The following is a 25400-nucleotide window of genomic DNA, read 5'->3' as shown; positions in this document are numbered from 1 at the left end:
AGCAAACATTCCATCAAGTTGTTTGCATTTTTAATAAACAACATTTAAATTCATCTACTAATTACATAGACATATTATCATCCCGTTTGGAATTTTTCAACCAACAGTTTAATTAAAAACAAAAAATCCGCCTTCCCCCGAAGGGGAAGACGGATTTCGTAGGTCTTACCGGAAAGCAACTAGCGCTTCGTTCAAGCCTTTGGTCTGCCCATAAACCTGTTGATAGATGCCGAACAGCTCGCGGTACGTCTGAACCGCTTCCGGCTCCGGCGTATACTCGCTCGCGTACTTCACGAAACGCTCGGAGCAAGCCTCCAGGCTTTCGAACCAGCCGCAGCCATACGCCGCAAGCATCGCCGCGCCGAGGCCCGGTCCTTGCTCGTTCTCCAGCGATACGACGGTAGCGTCGAAAATGTTCGCCTGCATCTGCAGCCAAACCGGATTCTGCGCTCCGCCTCCGATGGAGACGATCTTCTCGACCGACTTGCCGGCGCTTCTCAGCATGTCCACGGACTCGTTCAACGAGAACGTGATGCCTTCCATCACCGCGCGGGCGAAATGAATGCGCTCATGCGAGCCGTCTACGCCGATGAAGCTGGCGCGGATCGCCGAATCCGCATGCGGCGTACGTTCGCCGACCAAATAAGGGGTGAAGAGCAGTCCTCCCGCTCCGGGTTTCACTTCTCCCACGCCATCAAGCAGCTGGTCGAACGATTCTGTTGGAGCGAAAGTCTTCTTGAACCAGCTCAGGCTATAGCCTGCCGCCAGCGTGACGCCCATCGCGTAGAAGGCGTCTTCTTTGCCGTGGTTGAAGAAATGGACCTTGCCCTTGTAATCGCTGCTCTCGTCGTTCTCGTAGGAAAGAATAACGCCGGACGTGCCGATGCTGCAAAGGGTCAGCCCCTCCGACAGGATGCCGGAGCCGATCGCGCCGCAAGCGTTATCCGCGCCGCCCGCGAACACTTTCGTCAATTCGGATAAGCCGGCTTTCGCAGCCGCTTCGGGCAGCAAGCTGCCGACAAAACCGTGCGACTCGACGAGCGGCGGGCAGAAGCTTGCCGGCAAGCCGAACGCTTCAAGGACGTCCTGGCTCCACTCCTTGCCCGCAACGTCAAGCATCAGCGTTCCGGCAGCATCGGAGTAATCCATGTGCAGTTGGCCCGTTAGCCGGTAGCGAACGTAATCCTTCGGAAGAAGGAAGCTGACGGCCTGGTTGAAGGCATCCGGTTCATATTGGCGAACCCATAGAATCTTCGGCAGCGTAAACCCTTCGAGCGCCGGATTCCGCGTAACGGACAGCAGCTTGTCGCCAAGCGTGTGTTCGATCTCGCGGCATTGCTCCGTCGTGCGCGTATCGTTCCACAGAATCGCGTTCCGAACCGGGTTGCCGGCTTGGTCCAGCAGGACCAGACCGTGCATCTGACCGGAGAAGCTGATGCCTTCCACGGAGGAAGCATCGATGCCGGATACCAATTCGGCGATGGCTTCCAGCGTCCCCTCTACCCAGTCATCCGCGCGCTGCTCGCTCCAGCCGGAGCGCTCGTGGAAGAGCGGATAGCTTCGCGAAGCTTCCGCCGCAACCGTTCCATCGCGGTCGACCAGGAGCGCCTTGACGGCGCTCGTCCCGAGATCGATTCCTATTACGTAACTCATGGCTATACAAGCCTCCTTATAGAGGTAATTCAAAAAGCCCAGTTTTGATCACGAAGTATTCTCATGGAGCATGCTCGACATCGAAATTTGAATTCAGCCGGAACAAGCGTATGCTTACGAAGTATGTTTCCTCCGGAAACATTGCAGGTGCTCACGTAGCTTCCAGCTACGCTCCGCTCCTCACTTCCTAGCTTCATTCAACTTTCTCGGTGCTGAAAACCGGACTTTTTGAATTTGTATTTAAATTATACGCTGAAGATCACTTCGCTCAGCATGAGGCGAATGCGCTCTTGGCGGCCGGACTTGTTCACGATCGGGTTGTTCTGCAGCGCGTATTGCTCCAGGGAAGCAAGCGTTGCTTTGCCGGATACGATCTCCGCGCCGATGCCTGTTTTGAAGCTTGCGTAACGGTCTTCCACAATGCTGTCGAGCGTTTTCTCTTCGATCAGCTTAGCGGCTGCTTTCAGGCCCCAAGCGAAGCTGTCCATACCTGCGATATGCGCGAGGAAGAGATCTTCCGCTTCGAACGAACCGCGGCGCACTTTGGCGTCGAAGTTAACGCCGCCGCGGCCGATGCCGCCGGCTTTCAGCACTTCGTACATCGTCAACGTTGTGGAGTACAGGTCCGTCGGGAATTCGTCGGTATCCCAGCCCAGCAGCAAGTCGCCTTGGTTCGCGTCAAGCGATCCCAGCATGCCGTTGATTGCCGCCGTGCGGATTTCGTGCTCGAATGTGTGGCCCGCAAGCGTCGCATGGTTCGCTTCCAGGTTCAATTTAAAGTGGTCCTTCAGGCCGTACTTCTGCAGGAACGCGATTGTTGTAGCCGCGTCGAAGTCGTATTGGTGCTTCGTTGGCTCTTTCGGCTTAGGCTCGATCAGGAATTGCGCGTCGAAGCCGATTTCCTTCGCGTAAGCGATAGCCATGTGGTACAAGCGGGCCAGGTTATCCAGCTCGAAGCCCATGTCCGTGTTCAGAAGCGTCTCGTAGCCTTCGCGGCCGCCCCAGAATACATAGTTTTCAGCGCCGAGCTCTTTGCCCACTTCCAGACCTTTCTTCAGCTGAGCCGCTGCATAAGCGTATACTTCCGCATTAGGAGTCGTGCCCGCGCCATGCACGTAACGTGGGTTGGAGAACATGTTAACCGTGTTCCAAAGCAGCTTTCTGCCGCTTGTTTTCATGTTGTCTTTCAGCATGGCGACGATAACGTCGAGGTTTTTGTTCGTTTCTTGCAGAGTCGCGCCTTCCGGAGCAATGTCTACGTCATGGAAACAGTAGTAAGGCATGTCGAGCTTCTCCATGAACTCGAAGTTTGCTTCTACGCGCGCCTTGGAACGGTCAAGACCGTCATAGGAATCCCAACCGCGAACCATCGTGCCCACGCCGAACGGATCCGTGCCGTTCGCGTTAAAGGTATGCCAGTAAGCGACCGCGAAACGAAGATGCTCTTCCATCGTTTTGCCGAGAACGACTTGCTTCGGATCGTAATGCTTGAACGCCAGCGGGTTGTCCGAGCCTTTGCCTTCGAATTGGATTTTGTTAATGCCTTGGAAATAAGTCATGAATAAATCCTCCCTTATATGTGTTTGGTTGCTTTTTCGTATCCGTTTACATGATCAGAATACCACGCCTAACTTAGTTTGTCTATTAAACAAACTAAGTTCGACAAAAACTCTTTTTTCAGGTATCTTTACGTTATGCTATCTTAAGTAGATAGGACGGAGGCACCAGGAGTGAAAACGAAATCAACCGGAGACCTAGCGCTCATCAAAAAAATGAACACCGCCATCGTACTCGAAGCCGTCATTCAGCACGCGCCTTTGTCGCGCGCCCAAATATCCGAGAAGACGGGGCTGAATAAAGCGACCGTCTCCAATCTCGTGCAGGATTTGATCGACAACCATCTCGTGCAGGAGATCGGGCCCGGCGAATCGAGCGGCGGACGCAAGCCGACTCTGCTGCTCTTCCACGAGAAAACCGGCTATGCCGTCGGCATTGACCTTGGGGTCAACTATATTAAAGGCATTCTGGCCGATCTTTCGGGAAACGTCATCGCGGAGCGCTCGCTTAAGCTGAAGCCTTCGCAGACGGAGAACGCCTTGGAGCATCTGGCCACAACAATCGAAACGCTGATGGGCAGCGCGCCTGCGAGCGAATACGGCATCGTCGGCATCGGAGTCGGCGTGCCCGGCATCGTGGACGAAGAAGGAACCATCCTGTTCGCCCCCAATATGAAATGGCGCCAAATCGAATTGAGGCGCCTGCTCGAAGAACGGTTCGGGCTGCCTGTCACGATCGACAACGAAGCGAACGCGGGCGCTCAGGGCGAGCAGAAATACGGGGCCGGAAAAAACATCCCCAATCAAATTTACGTCAGCGTCGGCATCGGCATCGGAACGGGCATCATTCTGAATGGTGAGCTGTTCAAAGGCTCGTCGGGATTTTCCGGGGAGCTGGGCCATCTCTCCATTCAATATGACGGCAAGCCCTGCTCCTGCGGGAATAACGGCTGCTGGGAGCTGTACGCGTCCGAGAACGCTCTTCTGGAGCAAGCTTCTTCCCTAGGCTTCGATGGCCTGGAGGAGCTGCTGCAGGCCGCGGAATCAGGCGACGAGCAAGTGCGGACGTTGTTCCAGGGCATAGGTTCCTATCTTGGGGCCGGCATCGCGAATATCGTGAACGTGTTCAATCCGAGCGCCGTCATCATAGGCAACCGAATGAGCCGCGCCGCGGAGTGGATCGCCCCCTCGCTGCACGAATCCGTCGATCGGCGCACGCTCCCTTATCATAGGGAGAAGCTTGACCTTTTATTCGCCGAGCTCAAGGACGAAGCCGCCGTGCGCGGCGCGGCCTATTACGCCATCAGCCGGTTCATCGCCAAGATCAAGAGCGTCTAACAAATCGCAACCGCAAGCCAAAAAAAGATCGCATCCAACCGGCGAATATCCGGTAAAGATGCGATCTTTTTTAGGTCCCTATCTCTAAGATTCCCTGCGATCCTTAGGCAGCCATAGGGCAAGCAGTCCGATCAGCGGCAGGAAGCTGACGAGCAGCATGACGCTCTCCATGCCCCGGGCATCCGCCATATTGCCGAGCACAACCGAACCGAGCGCCCCCATGCCGAAAGCAAGCCCCGTGATGAGACCCGACGCCATCCCGACCTTGCCGGGCAGAAGCTCCTGGGCGTAGACGACGCTGACGGAGAATCCGGACTGCAGAATAAAGCCCATAACCGCGATTACGGGATAAGCCCAGAACAGCGGAAGATGCGGCAGCACCAGCGCGAACGGCGCCGCGCCCAGAATCGAGATGAGCATCATCTTCTTCCTGCCGATTCGATCCGCCATGATCCCCCCGAAGAAGGTTCCGGCGACTCCGAAGATCATGAAGAGGAACAAGATGATCTGCGCGCTCTGAATCGTGATGCCATACGTATCCCTAGCATAAAACTGATAGAAGCTGCCGATGGCCGCGCCATACCAAGAACGGGCGAAGACGACAAGCAGAAGAATGGATAAGGCCAGTGCGATGATCCGGTTATTCGCGGATAATCCGCCGCTTCCCGACGCCGCGGCCGGCTTCTTCTTCGGCACTTGACCGCCGTGCTCGGCGAGCCTCTTCGCGTACCAAGGCACGACCTTGAACAACACCGCGATCGCGACGGCCGCGAGGAGCATGCCCCACGCGGCGCCGCGCTGGCCGAGAGGAATGAAGATCATCGCCGTCATGATCGGACCGAGAGACTGGCCGAAGTTGCCGCCTACCTGGTAGATCGACTGCGAGAAAGCCCTGCGGTTCCCCGCCGCCAGGTGGACGACGCGAGACCCCTCCGGATGGAACACGGCCGAGCCTAGCCCAACGAACACGACGGACAGAATGAGAAGCGCGAAGTTCGGCGCGACGGCGAGACCGGCCATCCCCGCCATGCTGCACAGCATGCCGACCGGCAGCATCCAGGGCTTCGGCCATTTGTCCGAGAGCATGCCCACTACCGGCTGCATAACGGATGACGTCATATTTAACGTGAACGCGATCCATCCGATCTGGCCGTACGAGAGCTTAAGGGATTCCTCGAATATAGGGAACAGGGCGACGACAACGGTTTGCATCGCGTCGTTCAGCAGATGGACCGAGCTGATCGCGAATAAGATGGCATACACGGTGGCCGCGCGTACGGTATCGTTCGCCGGTTTGGCCACGGTTGACGGACTGGACAAGTTGCAGGACCTGCCTTTCGGTAATCTAGCTTTCGAAAATGTCAGTGGAGCTCGTATTAGCTAAGCGCGAAACGAATGCAGACGGGAGTTCCGAGCTTCAGCTCATGTCCGGCCGGCGTCAGCCTTCCCGTCTCCGAAGCTCTTCGGAAGACGGCGATATTGCCGGTCTTGCCGTTCGCCGCAAGCAGGAAATCTCCGCCCGGCGCAATGCCGAAGTTGCGCGGCAGCTCGCCGCCGCTTCCCGTATTCTCCACAAGCGTCAATTCGGCGGTTTCGGCATCTATCGCGAACAAGGCAATGCTGTTATGTCCTCGGTTCGAGACGTACAGGAATCGCCCGTCCGGCGAGACGTGAATGTCCGCGCAATCGTTGTAGCCGTTATAATCAGAGGGCAGCGTGGAATAGGTTTTCGCCAGGGTCAACGCTCCGGATTCTTGATCCACGCTCAGCACCGATACGGTCGAAGCCAGCTCGTTCGCCACGAAGGCCGCGTTAAGCGCCGGATGATAAGCAATATGCCGAGGTCCCGCTCCCCCCGGCAGCTTCGCTTCGCTTACCTTAACAAGAGCTTCATTGTCATGCCGGTATGTAACGACCGCGTCCATGCCCAGATCGACGGCGCAGACAAAGGAAGTCCCCGGCAGCGGCGAGATGCAGTGCGCGTGAGGAGCTTCCTGCCTGTCTCCCACGGGGCCCGGCTCGCATTCATGCTGAATGAACGAAGCTGCCGCCAGCACCTCTCCCTCCACGGTTAGAGGATGCATCGTAATGCTGCCTCCCGTATAATTCGCCGTATAAAGCGCCGTGCCGTCCGCATTCACGCTCACGTAGCATGGATGCGCGCCGATCGTCGAGGCGAAGCTCGTCACATCGCCTAGCAATCCGCTGTCCGAATCAACCGCCACAGCCGCCACTTCTCCTCCTGCGGCACCGTTCGATTCCGCCAGCTCCTTCACCGCATACAGCCGGCTTCCGTTCGGATGCAAGGCTAAGAACGACGCGTTCTCAACGCCTGATACTTCCTGCAGAACGCTGAGCTCCCCCGTTTCCTTGTTCATCCGGCATACATGGATCGTGGCCTCCTTTTTTTCTCCGTAAGAACCGACGTAGAACAATCCGCTGCTCCAGCCTGACCTTTGCTCGTCCATCAACTTCTCATTCCCTTCGTGTCAATTAATCGCTTTAAAGTGACCTTAGCACATGCTTTCTAGCGAAACAATGTCTTTTTTCGAAAGGACGCTTCACAAATGAAAAAAGGTATGCTACAATGTAAGCGCTAACATTTCACGCTATCACTTTTCTGAAGGGGGATTTGGGATGATGAATGTAGCGCTGCAAGAACGTAACGTGTATGAGGACTTTGATCTCGAGAAGGATGTGCTGTTCTTCAAGATCGGCGCGCACGGCCTAGTCAGCTTCCACGGCAGAAACTACAATAGAAAGAAGAGAATGACTGCTGAAGAAATTCGCGAGCTTACCGGGAGGAACGGATACTTCCAGATCAGCTCGAGCTGTTACATCAACATCGGCAAAATCAAAAACATCGCGAGCGGCACGATTTATTTCGGCCCGGTCAACTCGGATGGCAAGCAGCTGCCCGTCAATAGACGTCAGCAAGTCGTCATCGAGCAGCTGGTGACCCGCAAAGCCTGATTGGAGGCCGCCGCGATAATCGACATATAGTCCCGGCTCAACTTGAGCCGGGCTATTGTTCGTTTCGGCGAGCCCTGCTATGCTGTATATATCGCCATTCATATGAGGAGGATAAGTACATAATGAACGTTCAAGGCAAAGCTTATGAACAACGGTTTCACGACGAAGCGGCCGTTTGGCTGCAATGGGGGCCTTACGAGGCTGCGGTGCTTCCGGGGGTCGGCGCCAACCTGGTCGCCTTCCGCGAGAAGGACAAGCAGTTCACTCTGCTAAGAGAGCCAGCGGCGGACGAGATGGATACGTTCCGCGAGCGTCCGTTCGTTCACGGCATTCCGGTTCTGTTCCCGCCGAACCGCTTCCAGGACGGAACCTTCACTTGGAACGGCAAAACCTACAGCTTCCCGGTGAATGAAGAGAGCACGGGCAACCACTTGCACGGCTTCTTCCACAACGTCGCGTGGCGCGTGGACAATTACGGCGTTTCCGAGCTCGAGAGCTATGTGACTTTAAGCATTACGATTAACGAGAACCATCCGATTTATGAATATCTGCCGCATCATTTCACGATTTCGCTGCGCTACTCCTTAAGCGATAACGGACTTCTGCAGCATGTGCTCGTGAAGAACGAAGGCAAGGACGCGATGCCTTGCATGATTGCCTTCCACACAACGATTAACGCTCCGTTCGCGCCGGGAAGCACATCGGACGATTATACGTTTACGATGACGACCAAAGAGCGCTGGGAGCTGAACGATCGGATGCTGCCAACAGGCAAGTTCCAGCCTCTTCTGCCGGAAGAAGAGCAAATGCGAACAACCGGCCTCTCTCCGTTCTGGGCTTCGATGGACAACCATTACACCAGCTCCACGAAGAACGGCCGCAACAAGATGGAGCTTACCGACAACCGGATCGGTACGACGCTTGTTTACGATGCGGGCACCGAATACAAGCAGTGGATGATCTGGAACAACGGCGCGACGCCGGGCTTCTTCTGCCCCGAGCCGCAGGTCAATCTCGTGAACGCGCCGAACGTCGATTTGCCGTACGAGCAGACAGGCTGCCTTGCGCTTGAATCCGGCGAAATCTGGGAAGCGACGAGCAGATTATACTTGCGATAATACAATCCCCTTCCGCTGACGCAGCGGAGGGGATTTTTCTTTAAAACTATTATTTACCGCTAACTTTCCGGCGGCTCTCCACTTACAATAGTAGAGTGTATAGCTATCTACTAAACTTGCTTCGAGGGAGAGACAGCATGAACAAGAGAATGAAGAAGCTTATTACCGCATCCGCTTTGTTGTCGTTATTGGTTGCCTCGCCAATCGCTTCGGCAGCTACAACGTATACTGTCAAATCGGGCGATAACCTCTGGAAAATCAGCACGCAATACGGAACGACGATCGCCGAGCTCAAAGCATTAAACGGACTCACGTCGGACATGCTTTACGTCGGCCAGACGCTCAAGCTCCCAACGCCGGACGGTTTCAATTCGGCGACGGTGCAAGCGGGCGACACGATGTGGAAGATCGCCGTTCGGTATTCCGTGCCGCTTAACAAGCTGATCGCGGCCAACCCGCAAATTGCGAACCCGAACAATATCTGGGCCGGATTGTCCATCAACATTCCGAAGAAGCCGTCCGCTTATTTGAACGGAGTACATCCGCTCAAGGCCGGCACCTATACCGCTTATACGTCGACCTACGCGGACGGACGCAGCTGGAATCCGGACGGCACGCAGGCCCGCACGCATGAAGGGGTAGACATCTTCGCCAAGGAAGGAACGCCTGTATACGCGTCGATGGGAGGCACCGTCGTCAAAGCCGGCTGGAACGAATACGGCGGCTGGCGCCTGACGATTCGCGTCGATGACAATACGGAATTCTATTACGCTCATATGTCCAAGTATGCGTCCGGCATGAAGGAAGGCGTTCAAGTGACCGCAGGCCAGCTGATCGGCTACGTCGGCAGCACCGGCTACGGTCCGGAAGGAACAAGCGGCAAGTTCCTCCCGCATCTTCACTTCGGCATGTACAAGCGCACGCCTTCTTACGCCCCGACCAACCCTTACGAGTATATGAAATGGTGGGAGCTGGGCTAGTCGATCTCCAGTTGCATCCCCGCCAAAAAAAGGGACGAAGCAGATTCTCCATCTGCCTCGTCCCTTTCCCGTTGTTACAGCTGCAGCTTCTTCAGCTGATAAAACTCTCCCTTGGCTTCCATGAGCTCGTCGAACGTGCCGATCTCAACGATTCGGCCGTGCTTCATGACGGCGATGCGGTCGGCATCCCGGATCGTGGACAGCCGATGCGCGACGACAAACGTCGTTCTTCCTTTGATCAGCTCCTGCATCGCTTTCTGGACATGATATTCGGATTCGTTGTCGAGCGCGGACGTCGCTTCATCCAAAATAATGATTTTCGGATCGCGGATAAGCGCTCTTGCGATCGCGATTCGCTGACGCTGCCCGCCGGACAGCTTGCCGCCGTGCTCGCCGACCAGCGTGTCCAGGCCGTTCGGCAGCTGATGGATGAACTCTTTTAAATTCGCCATACCGACTACCCGCTCTACTTGTTCCTCCGTAATATCAGTAAGTCCATAGGTGATGTTATCCCGAATTGTGCCCGAGAACAGGATATTCGTCTGCGGAACGACCGCAAGATGCCGCCTGTAGCTGGTTAAATTCACATTCTGCAAGTCGATTCCGTCCATAAGCACTCGGCCTGCCGTCGGATGCAAGAATCCGATCACGAGATTGAGAACAGTCGATTTCCCCGCTCCCGAAGCTCCGACAAAAGCAATGCTCTCTCCAGCCTTCACGTCCAGCGTCAAATGCTCCAGCACATGATGCTCGCTGCCAGGGTAGGATAGCTCTACATCCTCGAACCGGAACTCGCCTCGCACCTCCGTCAGCTTCATCTTGCCCTTGTTATCCTCGATATCCGGCGACATAAGAATTTCCCGAATGGAGGATATCGATTCGAAGCCTTTGGCGAGCTGGGGGTAAATCGTGATGAGCCCCGTCACCGAACCTAGGATCATGCCGAAGTAGCCTTGGTACATGACCACATCTCCCACGGGGATCAAGCCCTTGTAAGCGAGATAGGCGGTGAACAGCAAGCAGAACACTTGGAAAATTTGAAACGACACCCAGTTGGACGCGCCGAAATACGCCTCGACAAGATCCAGCCTGTAGCCCTTGCCCTGTATATTGCGGAGGGTCGAGTCGATCTTGCGGATCTCCACCTTCTCGAGCCCATGCGCCTTCGTCACCGGAATCATCTCGACCATCTCCGAGACGCGGGACGACATCTGCTCGATCTCCTGACGGAATTCCTTGTTCTTAAGCCGGATCTTCCGTCTGAACATCGACACCAGCAACACCGACATCGGAATCGTCAGCACAAAAAATATCGAGACCATCCAGCTGTAGCTCAGCGTAATCGAAAAGGCGATTACGATGTTGAGTATGGCTGGCATAAGCGCGATCATGATTTGCTTCGACATCATCTCGACCGCTTCAACGTCTCGAAGCACCTTCGACTGCAGCTTCCCGGCTGGCAGCTCCCGATGCGAATTGATGGACAGCTGCTGCAGCTTGCGGACGAGCGCGCTTCTGAGGCCCGCCTCCACGTACCGGATCGCCCGGCTCAAGAACGAAATATACGCCGCGTGCGTCGGAATGTTCTGGAGAATCACGATCATGATGACCGCAAAATTAATCCACAGCCCGTTGATCGAATGACTGTCGGGATCGGTCGCGATATTGATGATATTCGCGGTAACGATCGGCAGCACGTAGACCGGCAAGCTCTTGACGATCAAAAACAAAAACGAAATGGCTAAATTGGTGAAATTGCCTTTGTAAATCGAAAATAAAAATCGAAGCGGACTGGCTTCCTTCTCCAGCGCCGCCTGCTCGAAGGTGCTTCCGAGCCCTTTCCCCCGCCTTATTCCTGCCGTGCTTTCTGCCATTCCTCTCATCCTTCCGCAGCATTCGCTCTCTATCTTTCCTGTCTGCCATGCTACGGACACCATCATACGACGGGGAGAAGGAACAGTAAATGTGCAATTTGGTGAAACATTTATCCATTTGTGACACAAGGCCCGCCGATTGCTTGCTATTCGGCGCGGGACCGATATTCTTTTGGCGTTACGCCGACCATCTTCTTGAACAGTTTATTGAAATAAACGGGATCGCCGTAGCCGACCAGCTGCGCGATCTCGTAATTTTTCATATGGGGATGATCATGCAGGAATTGCTTCGCTTTGGCGATCCGAACTCCGATCAAATAGTCCGTAATCGTCTCGCCGGTCTCCTGCTTGAACAAGCGGCTCAAGTAATTCGCGCTCATTCCGACGTGCTCGGCCAGCTCCTCCATTTCCGGGCAATTGCCGTACTCGGCTTCCAGAATGGCGCGCACGCGCGAGACGGCGGAATAATCCTTCTCCCGCTCCGCGGGCTGCGCGGAATCCGCTTTCTCTTTCGCTTGTCTCGCCTCGAGCAGAAGCTGGTGCAGGGAGCTTTTGTCCACGGGCTTAAGCAAGTAATCCATGACGCCGTGCCGCAATGCTTTGCGGGCGTATTCGAATTCGCTGAAGCCGCTGAGCACGATCGTTTTGATCGGCTTGCCCTTCACCTTCTCCACCAGCGTCAGTCCGTCCATCATCGGCATTTTGATATCGGTAATCAGAACGTCGAGCTCTCCGTCCTCCAGCATGGATATATGCGTCCAGGCGTCTTGTCCGTTTCCATAGGACCCGATAACGTTAATGTCGAGTCCCATGTTGCTCAATATTTTGTTCAGTCCCCGCCTGATCATTTCCTCGTCGTCCACGATCATGACCTTCAAATTCATCTTCCCCCTCGGGCATGCTTCCTCTAGTTTGCTTCATGGGAGGTCAAATCACAAGCGCTTACTTCACGGCTCCGCTCGTCACCCCGGCGAAAATGTATTTCTGCAGGAACAGATACAGCAGCGCCGTCGGAATCATTATGATCAGAATCGCCGCGGAGACCAGCTGCCAGTCGCCGCTGTTGACGCTGAAGAACCGCATGAGCGACGTGGAGACGACGACGTGCTCCGGCCGCGGCAAATACAGATAGGGCACGAACATATCGTTATAGATGCTGATCGTCTTCAGGATAATAATGGTCGCCGTAGCCGGGCCGAGCAGCGGGAAGATGATGGTGCGGTAAATCCGGAACAAGGACGCCCCTTCGATCATCGCGCTTTCGTCGAGCTCGTACGGAATGTTGCGAATGAACTGCATGTAAATATAAATTTGCAAAATGTCGGCTCCCACATATAACAAAACGGGCCCGAGCAAGTTATTCGTCAGCTCCAGCGATTGGATCGTCTTGTAATTGACGACCTGCGTCGTGATGGTCGGGATAATCGTCGCGAACAAGAACAAGCCGACCAGCGGTCCGCGAAGCTTGAATTGAAACCGGCCGACGGCGTAACAGAAAGCCGAGCCGATGAGGATATTGAGTACAAGCGACAGCACGATGATGATGGACGTATTGCCGAATGCCCTCGGCATGTCGGCCTTCTCGAACGCTTCCGCGAAATTGGCGAAATGCAGGAAGCTGTCGGGCAATGCGGTGGCCGCTTTCCCGAAAAACTCCTCGGTCGTTTTGAAGGCGTTCACGATGATGATATAAGGCGGGAACAGGATCGCGAAAACGGCGAGCGCGAGAGACGCGTATTTAAGGATCGTCCAGCCTATTCGTTCGTTGTTCATTCCGCTATTCCCCCTTTCCTTTGAGCAAGTAACGCTGGATCGACAGCACGATGATGACGAATACCAGCAGGACGACGCTCATCGCCGAAGCCAGCCCGTAATTATTGAACTGGAACGCGGTCTCCACGATCTGAAGCACGAACGTCTCGCTGGCGCCGGCCGGGCCGCCCTTCGTGAGGACGAACGGCAAGTCGAACACCTCGAGCGCTCCCGTTACCGTCAGGAACAAATTGAGCTCGATGATCTTGTAAATATTCGGAAGCGTAATATACGCGAACTTCTGCCAGCCGTTCGCTCCGTCGATCGAAGCCGCTTCGTACAAATCGCTTGGAATCGACTGCAGCGCCGCCAGATAGATGACCATGTTAAAGCCCATGAACCGCCAGAAGCTGATCGAAGCGAGCGAATAATCGACGATCGTCGATTGGCCCAGCCAGCTCGTTCCAGCCAGCTTGTCGAAGCCCAGCTGCCCGAGCATCAGGTTCAGAGAGCCGTTCGTTGTGTCGTAGACGTAACCGAACAGGTAAGCGACGGCTACTCCGTTCAGAATATAAGGCAGGAACAGCAGCAGCCGGAAGGCGTTTTTCCCTTTCAGCTTCCCGTTGAGCACGACCGCAAAATAAATCGCGACGACGTTCTGCACGAGCCCGACGACAAAATAAGCGACGTTGTTCTTGAACACGCCGAATATGTCCGGATTCGAGAATACCTCCTTGTAATTGGCCCATCCGATAAACGATTTGTCCGCGCTGATCCCGTCCCAGTCCGTAAAGCTTAGCCGGATGAGCTCCAGCGCCGGATAATAGGCAAAGGTCAGCAGAAGAAGAAGCGGAACGGTTATAAACGAAAAAATGACAAGCTTGCGTTGTCTCTGGATGGACATTCCGCCGAACATGCGCATTCGCTCCTTTTCTTTTTTTAGAGCCGCAAAGCGGCTTCGCGCTTCCAAAAAGGTATGGCCTCCGGCCGCTGTTAAACATCGTGTTCCTTCAGATGAGATATAAGGTTCGAACACGACGTTTAAAGGCGGACGTAGACTCCTCCGGCCATACCTTTTCTCCAGCGCTACGCCTAGCGTATCGCTACAGGCCTAAATCCTTTTTCGCTTTCGCCCAGCTCTCGTTGATCTTGTCGAGCACCTTCTGAGGGTCTTTGGACAGGACGAACTCCTGCAGGGCTGCGCCTTGGTCAAGCTGCGCTTTGTTCTGGATTTGCGTTGCGGCATCCACGGGAGGAGCCGGCTCGAAGTAAGTCGGATTAAAGCTGTTGAACTCGGCCAATTGCGGCAGCTTCGGCTGTCTGTCCTTCAAGGTCGGGATGAAGCCCGCGAATTCCTCGAAGCCGGATTCCTCGATCATCCATTGCACGAACGCTTTCGCCGCCTCTACGTTGCCGTCTTTGTTGACGCCGTAGAACCAATCCGGGTTAAGCGGGGCTTTCGCCTGTCCCGAGTTATCGACCGGGAACGGGAAGAAACCGATATCTTCCGAGGCCGCTCCGTTCTCGACGATTTGGTTAATGACCCAGTTGCCGAGCAGATACATGCCGAACTTGCCTGTTGCGACATCCTTTTTGGACTGCTCCCAGTTCGTCGAGTTGATGTCCTTCTCCAAAAATCCTTTTTCGTTCAGCTCGCGAAGTATGCTCCAGGACTTCCCGTAAGCATTGTCCATCGTGTACGGCGCGTCCGACTCGGCCCGTTTGTTTTGATGGTCGGATGCGGCGCCTACCAGCGTCGGCACATCATATAGCCAGGCGTCCAGCGGCCACTTGTCTTTGAAGTTGGAGGCCAGCGGCACGATGCCCGCGTCCTTCAGCTTCTGAGCGGCTGCAAGAAACTCCTCATATGTTTTCGGAATATCCGTAATGCCGGCTTTCTCGAACGCCTTCTTGTTATAGACGATACCGACGCTGGAGCCGCCGGACGATACGCCGTACATGCTGCCTTCGTGCGCCTTCAGCTCCTTGAAATAAATATCGCCGGAAAACTTAATGTCGTCGAGCGGAGCGAAATAGTCGGGCAATTCGTTGTTCGGAATAGTCGGGAGCAGCACCACGTCAGGGAACTCGCCTGAAGCCATCCGGATTTTGAGCGTTTTGTCGTAATCGGTGATCGCTTCGAACTTCAGGTCGACGTCCGGATACTTCGCTTCAAAGCGCTTCTCGTAATCGACGTATTCCTTGTCGATCATGTCGGTACGGTTCGTTAGGTAGACAACTTCTCCAGTAATGGCTGAGTCGCCCCCTTCCGCCGCCGGCGTCGCCGATGCTTCGGAAGTAGCGGTCGCGTCGCTTGAGTTGCCGGCATTCCCGTTGTTCGAGTCCGTTCCCGAGCTGCATGCAGCCAAAACTGTTAGCATAACAAATACGGAAACCAGTGCTGAAATCGTCTTTTTCATCGCTTAAATCCCCTTCGTTTCTATATTTTGATTCCGCTTACAAGAGTAAGTGTACTGGAATCCGTTATTGTTCTAAATGGTTTCTGCTATCATTTCTAGTCTTGTAATGACATTTTTGAAATCGCTGTCAATGTTGAAAAACCGATCATTACTATTAAAAATAAGGGACGCTTTCGACTGAGGAGCAGGGCCCCCCTCTAATTGCAACTTTAATCTCCGGCATATTGCCAAAAGCACGGGCTTAGTGTTAACTTGTTATATAACAAAAGTTATTTTAGTAATAACAAACACAAAATTACGAGGTGAAACCAACATGACGTTACAGTTGCCATTCGTCGCGGGAATGACTTGGGGCTGGACCGGCATCCGCGGCACATGGACAGGCGAGGATGCCGAACGATCGATGAGGCTTATGCAAGAAAGACTAAGCGTCAATTGGACGGCAATAACATTTGGGGCCCTGCAGGACCACCCTCAGGCAACCGAAATCCGTTACCGCGACGAGCCGACCGTGACGGACGAAGAAGTTCGAGCGGCGATCGCCCATGCCAAGCAGCTTGGCCTGCAGGTATGTCTGAAGCCGGTCGTCAACTGCGCGAACGGCACTTGGCGGGCGCACATTAATTTCTTCGACAAGGACGTTCCTTGCGAGCCCAAGTGGTCGGAATGGTTCTCGTCCTACACGGAGTTTATGGTCCACTATGCGCGCATCGCGGAAGAAACCGGCTGCGAGATGCTGTGCGTAGGCTGCGAAATGGTTCAGACCGACCGAAGAGAGAGCGAATGGCGAGCTCTAATCGCGAAGGTCCGCGAGTTCTATTCGGGCATCATTACGTATAATTGCGACAAATATCAGGAAGACAACGTGGGCTGGTGGGATGCCGTGGACGTTATCTCATCCAGCGGCTATTATCCCGTCGGGCATTGGGAGGAGCAGCTGGACCGAATCGAGAAGGTCGTAAGCCGTCACGGCAAACCGTTCTTCTTCATGGAAGCCGGCTGTCCAAGCCGCGACGGCTCGCAGCATCTCCCGAACGATTGGGGCCTAGCGGGCGCGCCCGACCAGGCGGCGCAGCTGGAGTATTACGAGGAGATGTTCGGGAGCTGCGACAAACGGGATTGGGTCCGGGGCTTCATGCTATGGGATTGGCCCGCCCGCCTGTACGACGAATCGGTCGCTGCCGCTAATGACGATTACTGCCTATACGGCAAGACGTCCGAGCGGTTCGTACGCGGCTATTACACCAAAAAAATGGCTGATCCGAAAATCTAGGAGGGAAAACGAATGACCGCGAAAACGGATGTACAATGGGCGGCCGCGATTGAACGGGAATTGAAGGACAACATTCTGAAGTTTTGGATGGAGCACGCGCCCGACGAAGCGAGCGGCGGCTTCCACGGCTACGTCAGCCGGTCGCTCGAGGTGAAGCATGATGCGGACAGAAGCCTCGTGCTGAACACTCGCATCCTCTGGACGTTCGCTTCGGCGTACCGTCTGTACGGGGATGAGCGTTATTTGGAAATGGCGGACAGAGCTTATCGCTACGTCATCGACCATTTTACCGACCGGGAGCACGGAGGCCTATTCTGGTCCGTCACTTCCGAAGGGCAGCCCGCCTCGGACAAAAAGCAGGTGTATGGCCAAGCTTTCGCCATCTACGCGTTCTCCGAATATTACCGCGCCACCGGCAATGACGCTGCGCTTGAGCTGGCCATTTCGCTGTTCCGCGTGCTTGAGCGATATAGCTATGATCCCGTGAACAAGGGATACCTGGAAGCGCTGGCTAGAGACTGGACGGAGACGGACGACAACAGCTTGAGCTCGAAGGATCTGAACACGAAGAAATCGATGAACACCCATCTTCACGTCCTCGAGGCTTACACGAACCTGTTCCGCATCTGGCCGTCAGATGAGCTTAAACCTAAGCTGCGCGAGCTGATCGAAGTGACCGTAGACCGCATCGTCGATAACGAAACCGCGCATTTTCTACTCTTCTTCGATCTGGAGTGGAACAGCCAGACGGATCACGTCTCCTACGGGCACGATATCGAAGGAAGCTGGCTGCTTCACGAAGCCGCGGAGGTGCTCGGGGATGCTGAGCTTCTGGAGAGGGTCAAGGGCGTCGCCGTCCGCATGGCGGAGGTCACTTATCGGGAAGGCGTCGACAAGGACGGCGGCATCTTCAATGAAGCCGGACCGGAGGGGCTGCTGGATACGGACAAGGACTGGTGGCCGCAGGCGGAAGCCGTGGTCGGCTTCTACAACGCCTATCAATTGACGGGCGAGACCAAGTATAAGGAAGCCGCGGCGGGAGCCTGGCGTTACATCGAGGAGCATATGGTGGACCGGGAGTTCGGAGAATGGTTCTGGAGCGTGACGAAGGAAGGCAAGCCGAGCGACAATCCGGAAAAAATCAGCGCGTGGAAGTGCCCTTACCATAACGGCCGAGCCTGCTTCGAGATGCTCGAGCGATTAGGCCATCATCACATAAACGGATAGTTGCGGTTCAAAGCTGCAAGCATCATATATTCATACATTGGAGGAATTTTATTATGACATTATTTCAGGAACGCAAATCAAAGCTAACCGAACGTTACGAAGCGTTGATCGCCCGCCGCAACCGCCCCGAAGAGCTGGGCAACGGCATCTTCGAACGTTATGAATATCCCGTGCTGACGGCAGAGCATGCTCCGCTGCATTGGAAATACGACTTCTCGCCGGAGACCAACCCATATTTCATGGAGCGAATCGGCGTCCATTGCGTCTTCAACCCCGGCGCGATTCATCTGAACGGGAAGTTCTACCTCGTAGCCCGCGTGGAAGGCGCGGATCGCAAGTCGTTCTTCGCCATCGCGGAGAGCGCGAGCGGCGTGGACGGCTTCCGCTTCTGGGATCGCCCGATCGTGCTGCCCGAGACGGACGATCCGGACGTGAACGTCTACGACATGCGGCTCGTTCAGCATGAAGACGGCTGGATCTACGGCCTGTTCTGCACCGAGCGCAAGGATCCGGACGCGCCGCGCGGCGACCTTTCCAGCGCGGTGGCTCAATGCGGCATCGTTCGCACGAAGGACTTGATCGCCTGGGAGCGGCTTGCGGACCTGAAGACCGGCTCCAACCAGCAGCGTAACGTGGTGCTGCATCCGGAATTCGTCGAAGGCAAATACGCGTTTTATACCCGCCCGCAGGACGGCTTCATCGATACCGGCTCCGGTGGCGGCATCGGCTGGGGCTTGTCCGACACGATCGAGAACGCGGTCATCGACCGGGAGATCATTATCGACGAGCGGCATTACCATACGATCAAGGAAGTGAAAAACGGGCAAGGCCCCGCTCCGATCAAGACCGACAAGGGCTGGCTGCATATCGCGCATGGCGTCCGCAACACGGCCGCGGGACTCCGTTACGTGCTGTACGCCTTCCTATCCGATCTGAACGAACCGAGCAAGGTGACGCATCGCCCGGCCGGCCATCTCCTCGCTCCCGAAGGCATCGAGCGCGTCGGCGACGTGTCCAACGTCGTATTCTGCAATGGCGCCGTCGCGCTCGATAATGGCGAAGTGTACATCTACTACGCCTCCTCCGACACTCGCTGCCACGTCGCGACGAGCACGGTAGACCGCCTGCTCGACTATGTCATGAATACGCCGGAGGATCCGCTCCGCTCCTACGCTTGCGTCCAGCAGCGCCTTGCGTTGATCGACCGCAATCTGGAGCTGGCGGGCCGTTCATAGGGCTATAAATCGAAACAGCGACAGCCGAGGAAGTTCAAGGCTGTCGCTGTTTTAGGCTAACGCGTTAATTACCGAATAGCCCTCTGCGAATCAAGTTTGCAGTAACCGGCTCTTTTCCGATTTCCCGCGACCATATAGACAATTGACCGATATGATGAATTTCGTGGGCAATCACGTGCCGCATCACTTCGCCGAATGTAAAGCTTTCCCGTTCCCCGTCTTGGTTGGTGTCTAATAGGATACGGTCTTCCAAGCTTTCATTCCAAGCGTAGACGAAGGGTGCTACTTCCAGATGGCACCTGGCTGAATATTCCCTTAATCCTTGCACGCTGGCGCAATCCTCGAAGGAAGGGATCTCCAGCTCTTTCCCTTGCAAATCCCCGCACAACCAGGCATATTCGACTGTCACGATGTGATACAGCGTATATAGAATATTTCCGATCCCGCCGGTGCGTCTTTTCAACAACTCTTCCTCGCTCACCGTATCGCACCAGTCCAGCCAATCTTCGCGAACTTGCCAGTTATACTCGAATAGTTTCAGCATGTCTCTACCTCCTGTAATTATAATTAGACTCTATCGAAATCGTCACGCAGCCGTTGAATAATGCAAATTTCTGAAAACAACGGTTCAAGGCTGTTCGCAATTGCTTTGTTGGTTTTACGTCGTTCTCGTACCAAATGTTTTTAACAAAGAGAGTTCCGGTTTTTCGCTCTGCAACTGCCTCGGCCCGTCCGATGAAGCTTTCTCCGTATAATAGAGGCAGCACATAATACCCGAATTTCCGTTTGCTAGCAGGCGTGTAAATCTCCCAAGTGTAATCGAATCCAAACAATTCGTTGATCAGTTTTCTATCCCATATGAAGTTATCTAGCGGGGCAACCAGCTCGCAGCGCCATTCCGGCGCTGGATTTTGCAGAACGGCTTCAATAAGCGGCAAGTCCTCCGCACGGCAATATAGGGTATCCTTCACTTGATCCACCGCGACGGCAGCAATGCGAGCTTCCTGCAGCAATTGGCGGAATACCTCGTTGCGCTGCCCCGCTTTCAATCCCCATATATTCAGCAAGGCATCGGAGGAGCGATTCCATAACAGGCCAACTGCGCCGATTCGACGCAGTACCCGCCACTTGTGATGCTCAAGCTCGCTCTCCAGCGGCTCCGGCGCATTCAGCAGATTAGGCTGTATGTACTTCTTGGCGAAATCGTAATATTACGCGTTCCTCGTTTGTGATGGATGATCAATTCACCTGTCGAGTACATCTGCTCCAGCACCGAACGGGACGCATTGTTTCCGCCGCTCCAGTGGATGGCCGATTGCCAAACGAAATTTCCTTCCAATTTCAAATCATCCGAACTTACCGCGCCGTGATTTTCAATGTGAGACCGTACTTGCTCGATCAACGCTTCCATTTCGGGATAGCGCTTGGCATGTTGTCTTGCGGCCTGCCTGTACCGCTCAAAATACGGCCAGTCTTCGACAGGGATAATGGCCAAATTTTTGTCAGGATAATCCACTAGAGATCTATCTTGGTACAGCAGCTCGGCGAGCATGCCCTTGGTAAATCCTTTGATTCGCGACTGCAGCACCAATTCGGCGTTTTTCCCGCACACATCGATGGGATCGTATTGAATACAGCCGGCCTGCCGCACAAAATCCAATACTCCCTGCTTTCCGGTAAACTGATATTCGCCCAACAACCCGTGCTTCAATAGCAGAAATTGCCGTGCCTGACGCTTCGTCAATTGGATCATGTACACATCGGCTCCCCTTAACCATTCCATACAAAAACAAACATATGTTCTTATAAATATTACCATTATCTTGAGCATAAAGACAAGAGGGAACTACCGATTTCTAGCATGTTTCCACTTTTTTCATGTGCACATAATCATACGCGTTGTCGATATACTTATTACTCATTCATCTTAGGAGGGACACCATGTTTCTGAGGAATTGGAAAGTATCCACGAAGATTATCAGCCTAATCACTCTCTCGATTATTTTTCTGATCGTTATCGGGATTTCAAACTATCTGTCTCTAGAGAGCGTTACGGAAAAGTCTAAAAAAATGTATGAAGAAAAGATGATAGCTTCGGGGCTGGTTCAACGTATCTTGTTCAACAATTCGCAAATCGATTCACATAATTTGGATAGACTTATAAATCCAAGCGTCTCGAATAACGATTTTCAGTTGAAACAGATCAATGATCGCGTACAGGATAACATTGCGATACAAAAAACATTTGAAGCCATCCCTATGACAGCCAATGTCCAGGAACAATACTTGCTTTTCAAATCGTTGATTCTTAAGAACAATGACGCAAAAAAACAATTCGACGACTACCTCGCCGCCGGCAACAAAGAAGAAGCTTATAAGGTTTTCACTAACCAATTAAAGCCCATTCGCAAAGATATGATTAATGCAATCGACACCATCGTCAAAGATCAGCAAAATGATGCCAAGACGTTCTATGAGGAAAGCATTAGCAGCGCGCAAGAATCAAACCAACTCACGATCACAATCGTAATTCTCGCTGTTCTGCTATGCGGATTGATTGGCTGGTTTATTGCACGCTCCATTACTAAACCCATTCAAAAGGTTAAAGACGTAATGTCTCGGATCAGAGATAACGACCTGACTGCGGTTGCAGATTACAAATCTAAGGATGAGATTGGCCAGCTTTGCGAGTCCGTCAACACGACTGTGACGAATCTACGAGCCATGATCAACACCATTTCGGATTCCTCGGGCAATGTAGCGGCATCTAGCGAACAAATTTCAGCAAGCGCGGAAGAAGTGGCTGTCGGCAACATGAAACAATCCGAAGATACCCAGACCATTACGGAATTGTTCAAGGAGCTGTCCATTGCAATAAATGATGTCGCGATGCGGGCTGAGGATGCGGCAACGCTATCCGCCCATACAGTATCGATCGCGGAGGAAGGCGACGCTATTATCAGATCATCCATTGTAGGGATGGATGACGTGAACGTTAAAATGAAACTGCTGGAGAATGATTCGGAGCGAATTGGGGAAATTATTAGGGTGATTGACGAAATCTCGTCTCAAACGAATTTGCTTGCGCTTAATGCGGCAATCGAAGCGGCTCGAGCGGGTGAACAGGGCCGCGGCTTTGCCGTCGTGGCTGATGAAGTGCGCAAGCTTGCCGAACGAAGCATTGACGCCACGAAACAAATTGCGAGCATCATACGCGAGATGCAGGAGAATACGAAAAACTGCGTATCGGCAGTTTCGGAAGGCGTGCACCATTCGAGACAAACCCAATCGTCTTTTGAACTCATTATGAAAAAAGTAAACGAAACTTCCGAACAAATCACGATGATTGCCGCAGCCTGCGAAGAACAAGCAGCCCAAACTACTCAAGTGGCGGAATCGATTGAATCGATCGCTGCGATTAGTCAAGAAACGGCTGCCGCGACAGAGGAGACTGCCGCAACATCCCAGTCCCTTGCAAAGCTTGCGGAAGAACTGAATCAAAGCGTCAGCGTATTTAAAGTATAAGTAAATATGTATGATCATTGACAACAATTGGGACATAAGTAGGTTGCCGGCATTTAACGGCAACCTTTTTTCTTACTAATTAAACTCATTAGCAATCCAAAAGAAATCCATGGCAGTCGAATGTGATACATTCGAGTTACCAAAGGAAGGGGCTGATTATAATGACAACGAATCAAGACATTAGCCATTATCCCCAAGTTGTGACTCGCGACGAATGGCTTGCTGCGCGCACGGAGCTGCTTAAAAAGGAAAAAGAAGCGATGCGGGCAAGGGATGCCTTGAACGCTGAGCGACGCCGGTTACCCATGGTCAAGATCGAGAAAGAATACGTCTTCGAGGGTCCGGAGGGCAAGATTAGTTTGCTTGACATGTTCGACGGCCGTTCTCAGCTCATAGTCGTCCACTTCATGTTCGATCCGAGCTGGGAGAAGGGCTGCCCGGGCTGCACGGCCGGAGCCGATGAAATTTCCGATGGCTTCCTGAAGCATCTGAACGCCCGCGATACTTCGTTCGTCCTGGTTTCTCGCGCCCCTCTGACCAAGCTCGACGCCTTCAAGACCCGGAAGGGATGGACCTTCCCGTGGTACTCTTCGTACGGCAGCGACTTTAACTATGATTTCCATGTCACGCTGGATGAGTCGGTTGCCCCGATCGTATATAACTACCGGACCAAGGCGGAGTTCGAGCAATTAGGCAAGCCTTTGCACATCAAGGAGGGCGAGTCCCTCGAACAACCTGGAAGAAGCTGTTTCCTACGGGACGGGAACGATGTGTTTCACACGTATTCCGTCTATGCCCGTGGGCTCGAGCAGTCTGGCGGGGCTTACTACTTCCTTGATGAGACGGCACTCGGCCGACAAGAGGGCTGGGAGGAACCGAAGGGCCGAGCAGCCAAATACGGTCCTGATCCTAGTTTCTCTGAAAATAAAGACTAGCCCAATCACGGATTTCTTCTAGGGTTGATTTTTAACTCCCCACTCACATAACTGTTCCAAGACAGGTAGGAGCGTTTCCGCTTTGTCTGTAAGGCTATACTCGACTTTAGGGGGGACCTGAGGATACTCTTTCCTTCTCACCAGACCATCCGCTTCTAATTCTTTAAGCTGTGCACTCAGCATTTTATACGTGATAGATCCGATCTGTCTTTTCAGATCATTAAAGCGAACCGGTTGGTTTTCTGCTAGAAGGTACATAATAACCATTTTCCATTTGCCGCCGATAACGGACAACGTGTAGCCAAAAGGCGTATCCTGAATCGTTTTAACTTTGCCTTTATACTCAGCCATACCCAAAGTCCCACTATCCTTTCCGATAGTACCTATCAATAAAGTGCGTACTATATTTTTATATTCGCTCATCTTATACTAGCCTTACTTTGAAGTAAAGGAGCGAAAAAAAATGATGAATGTTAAAACTTACAATCACGATCTCTGGGATCACGGCATCACCCAGGGCTATAGCGTCAATGGCACCATTTACATTTCGGGGCAGTTTTCCCACGATACAGAAGGTGCGTTTGTTGGTGTGGGGGATATCGAGGCACAGACACGGCAGACGCTGGAAAATCTCGATCGCGTGCTGGCGGGATTTGGTGTCACGAAATCGAACCTTGCTTACGTAGAGGTCTATCTGACTAACGCGCAAGAGCATTTCGAGCCATGCATTCGTCTGTTCAAGGAATACATAGGACAACATAGGCCGGCTGGCAGCTGCATCGGCGTGAACTACCTCGCGTCTCCCGAGCAACTGATCGAAATCAGCGCCGTCGCACACACGAACTAATACTGCTTTGTTAAGAAAACGGCAGCCGAGCATGGCTGCCGTCGTGTCATTTTTTGAGCTATAGTTCTTTGATAGTTCAATCGAACATCAGCCAAGGTTCAGTCCTCCATTTAGACTTCCTGGCAACAAAAATCGAGTTTACATTAGAGTTAATGAACATTTCACCAGGACAATCCTTATATGTATGAGACAAAAATTCAGGTAGAATGGCTGCATCAAATTCCCAGATGTTTTCTTTTTCTCTTGATATTAAATTTTCAAAAGGCATTCCATCCGTAGCCTCGTTTGTGAGATATACTCCGCTTTCCGTAAACTCCTTTGAGAATATCTCCATCATTGCCCATACAAGTGGTTTGTGTTCATCTTTTAGCTGTCCAATTCGATTTTCAAGTTCTACTGTCAAGAATAGTAGACTAATTTCCAGCCAAGTGTCTTGAAACTCTTTTCTTTCCTCTGGGCTCCACCCCGTCACGTATGGGCGAATATGTAGTTCGTATCCATTATTATTATATAACTGTTCTTCTGCGTCACCACCAACCCACAGAGTGTGTAAAAGCTCCCATTCTTGATCAGTTGTGAAATATTTGAAATCAAGCCCCACAGTATCCAAAACTGTTGCAAATCGCTCAATAACATTCTTAAAATTTTGCGGGGTACTCTTAATATAAGTTTGTATTTGGGAATATTCAGACAT

General features: G+C 53.2%; 24 protein-coding genes. 10 read left to right on the top strand and 14 right to left on the bottom strand.

Annotation, left to right across the window (positions count from 1 at the left end):
* Window positions 1–165 precede the first annotated feature (165 nt).
* A complete protein-coding gene (gene xylB / locus NQZ67_RS19635; protein ID WP_257449230.1) occupies window positions 166–1653 on the bottom strand; it encodes a xylulokinase in 1488 nt (495 codons plus the stop codon).
* A 245-nt stretch (window positions 1654–1898) separates the two neighbouring features.
* Window positions 1899–3212, bottom strand: a complete 1314-nt coding sequence (gene xylA / locus NQZ67_RS19630; protein WP_257449228.1) for a xylose isomerase — start codon at window positions 3210–3212, stop codon at window positions 1899–1901.
* A 171-nt stretch (window positions 3213–3383) separates the two neighbouring features.
* Here xylA and NQZ67_RS19625 point away from each other — a divergent pair, with 171 nt between their 5' ends.
* The gene (locus NQZ67_RS19625) at window positions 3384–4547 is read left to right on the top strand and encodes an ROK family protein (protein WP_257449226.1); all 1164 of its coding nucleotides are present in this window, start codon (window positions 3384–3386) and stop codon (window positions 4545–4547) included.
* Window positions 4548–4631: 84 nt separating this feature from the next.
* Here the strand turns inward: NQZ67_RS19625 and NQZ67_RS19620 are convergent, their stop codons facing one another.
* Together NQZ67_RS19620 and NQZ67_RS19615 are read right to left on the bottom strand one after the other, a co-directional pair.
* On the bottom strand, window positions 4632–5867 hold the full coding sequence (locus NQZ67_RS19620) for an MFS transporter (protein ID WP_257449224.1): 1236 nt from the start codon (window positions 5865–5867) through the stop codon (window positions 4632–4634).
* Window positions 5868–5923: 56 nt separating this feature from the next.
* A complete protein-coding gene (locus tag NQZ67_RS19615) occupies window positions 5924–7015 on the bottom strand; it encodes a lactonase family protein (protein WP_257449222.1) in 1092 nt (363 codons plus the stop codon).
* A gap of 169 nt (window positions 7016–7184) precedes the next feature.
* Here NQZ67_RS19615 and NQZ67_RS19610 point away from each other — a divergent pair, with 169 nt between their 5' ends.
* From NQZ67_RS19610 to NQZ67_RS19595, 3 genes are all read left to right on the top strand, one after another.
* Window positions 7185–7520: a LytTR family transcriptional regulator DNA-binding domain-containing protein gene (locus NQZ67_RS19610; RefSeq protein ID WP_257449220.1), complete on the top strand. Its 336-nt coding sequence runs from the start codon at window positions 7185–7187 to the stop codon at window positions 7518–7520.
* A 122-nt stretch (window positions 7521–7642) separates the two neighbouring features.
* Complete coding sequence (locus NQZ67_RS19605; protein WP_257449218.1) at window positions 7643–8638, top strand: aldose 1-epimerase; 996 nt, start codon at window positions 7643–7645, stop codon at window positions 8636–8638.
* Window positions 8639–8775: 137 nt separating this feature from the next.
* Entirely contained in the window at window positions 8776–9618 is an 843-nt protein-coding gene (locus NQZ67_RS19595; protein WP_306812965.1) for a M23 family metallopeptidase, read from the top strand.
* A gap of 74 nt (window positions 9619–9692) precedes the next feature.
* Here NQZ67_RS19595 and NQZ67_RS19590 read toward each other — a convergent pair whose 3' ends face one another.
* The 5 genes from NQZ67_RS19590 to NQZ67_RS19570 all read right to left on the bottom strand — a co-directional run bounded on the left by NQZ67_RS19590 (window position 9693) and on the right by NQZ67_RS19570 (window position 15664).
* Window positions 9693–11492: an ABC transporter ATP-binding protein gene (locus tag NQZ67_RS19590; RefSeq protein WP_257449216.1), complete on the bottom strand. Its 1800-nt coding sequence runs from the start codon at window positions 11490–11492 to the stop codon at window positions 9693–9695.
* Window positions 11493–11638: 146 nt separating this feature from the next.
* A complete protein-coding gene (locus NQZ67_RS19585; protein ID WP_257449508.1) occupies window positions 11639–12361 on the bottom strand; it encodes a response regulator transcription factor in 723 nt (240 codons plus the stop codon).
* 73 nt (window positions 12362–12434) lie between these two features.
* Complete coding sequence (locus NQZ67_RS19580) at window positions 12435–13265, bottom strand: carbohydrate ABC transporter permease (protein ID WP_257449214.1); 831 nt, start codon at window positions 13263–13265, stop codon at window positions 12435–12437.
* Window positions 13266–13269: 4 nt separating this feature from the next.
* Entirely contained in the window at window positions 13270–14160 is an 891-nt protein-coding gene (locus NQZ67_RS19575; RefSeq protein ID WP_257449212.1) for a carbohydrate ABC transporter permease, read from the bottom strand.
* 187 nt (window positions 14161–14347) lie between these two features.
* Window positions 14348–15664, bottom strand: coding sequence for an ABC transporter substrate-binding protein (locus NQZ67_RS19570; RefSeq protein WP_257449210.1), 1317 nt, complete (start codon window positions 15662–15664; stop codon window positions 14348–14350).
* Between the two features lie 313 nt (window positions 15665–15977).
* On the opposite strand from NQZ67_RS19570, the gene NQZ67_RS19565 reads away from it, so the two are divergent.
* The 3 genes from NQZ67_RS19565 to NQZ67_RS19555 are packed head-to-tail and all read left to right on the top strand — an operon-like array spanning window position 15978 to window position 19399.
* Entirely contained in the window at window positions 15978–16937 is a 960-nt protein-coding gene (locus NQZ67_RS19565) for a glycoside hydrolase family 113 (protein ID WP_257449208.1), read from the top strand.
* A 12-nt stretch (window positions 16938–16949) separates the two neighbouring features.
* On the top strand, window positions 16950–18164 hold the full coding sequence (locus NQZ67_RS19560) for an AGE family epimerase/isomerase (protein ID WP_257449206.1): 1215 nt from the start codon (window positions 16950–16952) through the stop codon (window positions 18162–18164).
* A 53-nt stretch (window positions 18165–18217) separates the two neighbouring features.
* Window positions 18218–19399 carry a glycoside hydrolase family 130 protein gene (locus NQZ67_RS19555; RefSeq protein ID WP_257449204.1) on the top strand — a complete coding sequence of 394 codons (1182 nt, stop codon included), beginning with the start codon at window positions 18218–18220 and terminating at the stop codon, window positions 19397–19399.
* Between the two features lie 64 nt (window positions 19400–19463).
* Here the strand turns inward: NQZ67_RS19555 and NQZ67_RS19550 are convergent, their stop codons facing one another.
* Genes NQZ67_RS19550 through NQZ67_RS19540 form a run of 3 tightly spaced genes read right to left on the bottom strand, consistent with a single transcriptional unit; the run spans window position 19464 to window position 21152 of the window.
* Window positions 19464–19943, bottom strand: a complete 480-nt coding sequence (locus NQZ67_RS19550; RefSeq protein ID WP_257449202.1) for a DinB family protein — start codon at window positions 19941–19943, stop codon at window positions 19464–19466.
* 4 nt (window positions 19944–19947) lie between these two features.
* A complete protein-coding gene (locus NQZ67_RS19545) occupies window positions 19948–20508 on the bottom strand; it encodes a DNA glycosylase AlkZ-like family protein (protein WP_503636301.1) in 561 nt (186 codons plus the stop codon).
* 59 nt (window positions 20509–20567) lie between these two features.
* Complete coding sequence (locus tag NQZ67_RS19540) at window positions 20568–21152, bottom strand: DNA glycosylase AlkZ-like family protein (protein WP_257449200.1); 585 nt, start codon at window positions 21150–21152, stop codon at window positions 20568–20570.
* Between the two features lie 188 nt (window positions 21153–21340).
* Here NQZ67_RS19540 and NQZ67_RS19535 point away from each other — a divergent pair, with 188 nt between their 5' ends.
* Window positions 21341–22924 (top strand): methyl-accepting chemotaxis protein, encoded by a 1584-nt coding sequence (locus NQZ67_RS19535; protein ID WP_257449198.1) that lies wholly within the window; start codon window positions 21341–21343, stop codon window positions 22922–22924.
* A gap of 161 nt (window positions 22925–23085) precedes the next feature.
* Entirely contained in the window at window positions 23086–23859 is a 774-nt protein-coding gene (locus tag NQZ67_RS19530) for a DUF899 domain-containing protein (RefSeq protein ID WP_257449195.1), read from the top strand.
* An 18-nt stretch (window positions 23860–23877) separates the two neighbouring features.
* Here NQZ67_RS19530 and NQZ67_RS19525 read toward each other — a convergent pair whose 3' ends face one another.
* Window positions 23878–24216, bottom strand: a complete 339-nt coding sequence (locus NQZ67_RS19525) for a winged helix-turn-helix transcriptional regulator (RefSeq protein ID WP_257449504.1) — start codon at window positions 24214–24216, stop codon at window positions 23878–23880.
* Between the two features lie 106 nt (window positions 24217–24322).
* On the opposite strand from NQZ67_RS19525, the gene NQZ67_RS19520 reads away from it, so the two are divergent.
* Complete coding sequence (locus NQZ67_RS19520) at window positions 24323–24706, top strand: RidA family protein (RefSeq protein ID WP_257449194.1); 384 nt, start codon at window positions 24323–24325, stop codon at window positions 24704–24706.
* Window positions 24707–24782: 76 nt separating this feature from the next.
* Here NQZ67_RS19520 and NQZ67_RS19515 read toward each other — a convergent pair whose 3' ends face one another.
* The gene (locus NQZ67_RS19515) at window positions 24783–25400 is read right to left on the bottom strand and encodes a hypothetical protein (protein WP_257449192.1); all 618 of its coding nucleotides are present in this window, start codon (window positions 25398–25400) and stop codon (window positions 24783–24785) included.

The sequence above is a fragment of the Paenibacillus soyae genome (genome assembly GCF_024623455.1).
Taxonomy (GTDB): domain Bacteria; phylum Bacillota; class Bacilli; order Paenibacillales; family Paenibacillaceae; genus Pristimantibacillus; species Pristimantibacillus soyae.
This window is presented reverse-complemented; position numbering and strand designations above follow the sequence as displayed.

What these genes read in the sequence shown, in the direction of transcription:
- NQZ67_RS19570 (WP_257449210.1), bottom strand. Translation starts at nt 15,664, where the DNA reads ATGAAAAAGACGATTTCAGCACTGGTTTCCGTATTTGTTATGCTAACA.
- NQZ67_RS19540 (WP_257449200.1), bottom strand. Translation starts at nt 21,152, where the DNA reads ATGATCCAATTGACGAAGCGTCAGGCACGGCAATTTCTGCTATTGAAG.
- NQZ67_RS19565 (WP_257449208.1), top strand. Translation starts at nt 15,978, where the DNA reads ATGACGTTACAGTTGCCATTCGTCGCGGGAATGACTTGGGGCTGGACC.
- NQZ67_RS19580 (WP_257449214.1), bottom strand. Translation starts at nt 13,265, where the DNA reads ATGAACAACGAACGAATAGGCTGGACGATCCTTAAATACGCGTCTCTC.
- NQZ67_RS19560 (WP_257449206.1), top strand. Translation starts at nt 16,950, where the DNA reads ATGACCGCGAAAACGGATGTACAATGGGCGGCCGCGATTGAACGGGAA.
- NQZ67_RS19530 (WP_257449195.1), top strand. Translation starts at nt 23,086, where the DNA reads ATGACAACGAATCAAGACATTAGCCATTATCCCCAAGTTGTGACTCGC.
- NQZ67_RS19555 (WP_257449204.1), top strand. Translation starts at nt 18,218, where the DNA reads ATGACATTATTTCAGGAACGCAAATCAAAGCTAACCGAACGTTACGAA.
- xylB (WP_257449230.1), bottom strand. Translation starts at nt 1,653, where the DNA reads ATGAGTTACGTAATAGGAATCGATCTCGGGACGAGCGCCGTCAAGGCG.
- NQZ67_RS19515 (WP_257449192.1), bottom strand. Translation starts at nt 25,400, where the DNA reads ATGTCTGAATATTCCCAAATACAAACTTATATTAAGAGTACCCCGCAA.
- NQZ67_RS19595 (WP_306812965.1), top strand. Translation starts at nt 8,776, where the DNA reads ATGAACAAGAGAATGAAGAAGCTTATTACCGCATCCGCTTTGTTGTCG.
- NQZ67_RS19535 (WP_257449198.1), top strand. Translation starts at nt 21,341, where the DNA reads ATGTTTCTGAGGAATTGGAAAGTATCCACGAAGATTATCAGCCTAATC.
- NQZ67_RS19610 (WP_257449220.1), top strand. Translation starts at nt 7,185, where the DNA reads ATGATGAATGTAGCGCTGCAAGAACGTAACGTGTATGAGGACTTTGAT.
- NQZ67_RS19520 (WP_257449194.1), top strand. Translation starts at nt 24,323, where the DNA reads ATGATGAATGTTAAAACTTACAATCACGATCTCTGGGATCACGGCATC.
- NQZ67_RS19590 (WP_257449216.1), bottom strand. Translation starts at nt 11,492, where the DNA reads ATGGCAGAAAGCACGGCAGGAATAAGGCGGGGGAAAGGGCTCGGAAGC.
- NQZ67_RS19585 (WP_257449508.1), bottom strand. Translation starts at nt 12,361, where the DNA reads ATGATCGTGGACGACGAGGAAATGATCAGGCGGGGACTGAACAAAATA.
- NQZ67_RS19615 (WP_257449222.1), bottom strand. Translation starts at nt 7,015, where the DNA reads ATGGACGAGCAAAGGTCAGGCTGGAGCAGCGGATTGTTCTACGTCGGT.
- NQZ67_RS19575 (WP_257449212.1), bottom strand. Translation starts at nt 14,160, where the DNA reads ATGTTCGGCGGAATGTCCATCCAGAGACAACGCAAGCTTGTCATTTTT.
- xylA (WP_257449228.1), bottom strand. Translation starts at nt 3,212, where the DNA reads ATGACTTATTTCCAAGGCATTAACAAAATCCAATTCGAAGGCAAAGGC.
- NQZ67_RS19550 (WP_257449202.1), bottom strand. Translation starts at nt 19,943, where the DNA reads ATGCTGAAACTATTCGAGTATAACTGGCAAGTTCGCGAAGATTGGCTG.
- NQZ67_RS19605 (WP_257449218.1), top strand. Translation starts at nt 7,643, where the DNA reads ATGAACGTTCAAGGCAAAGCTTATGAACAACGGTTTCACGACGAAGCG.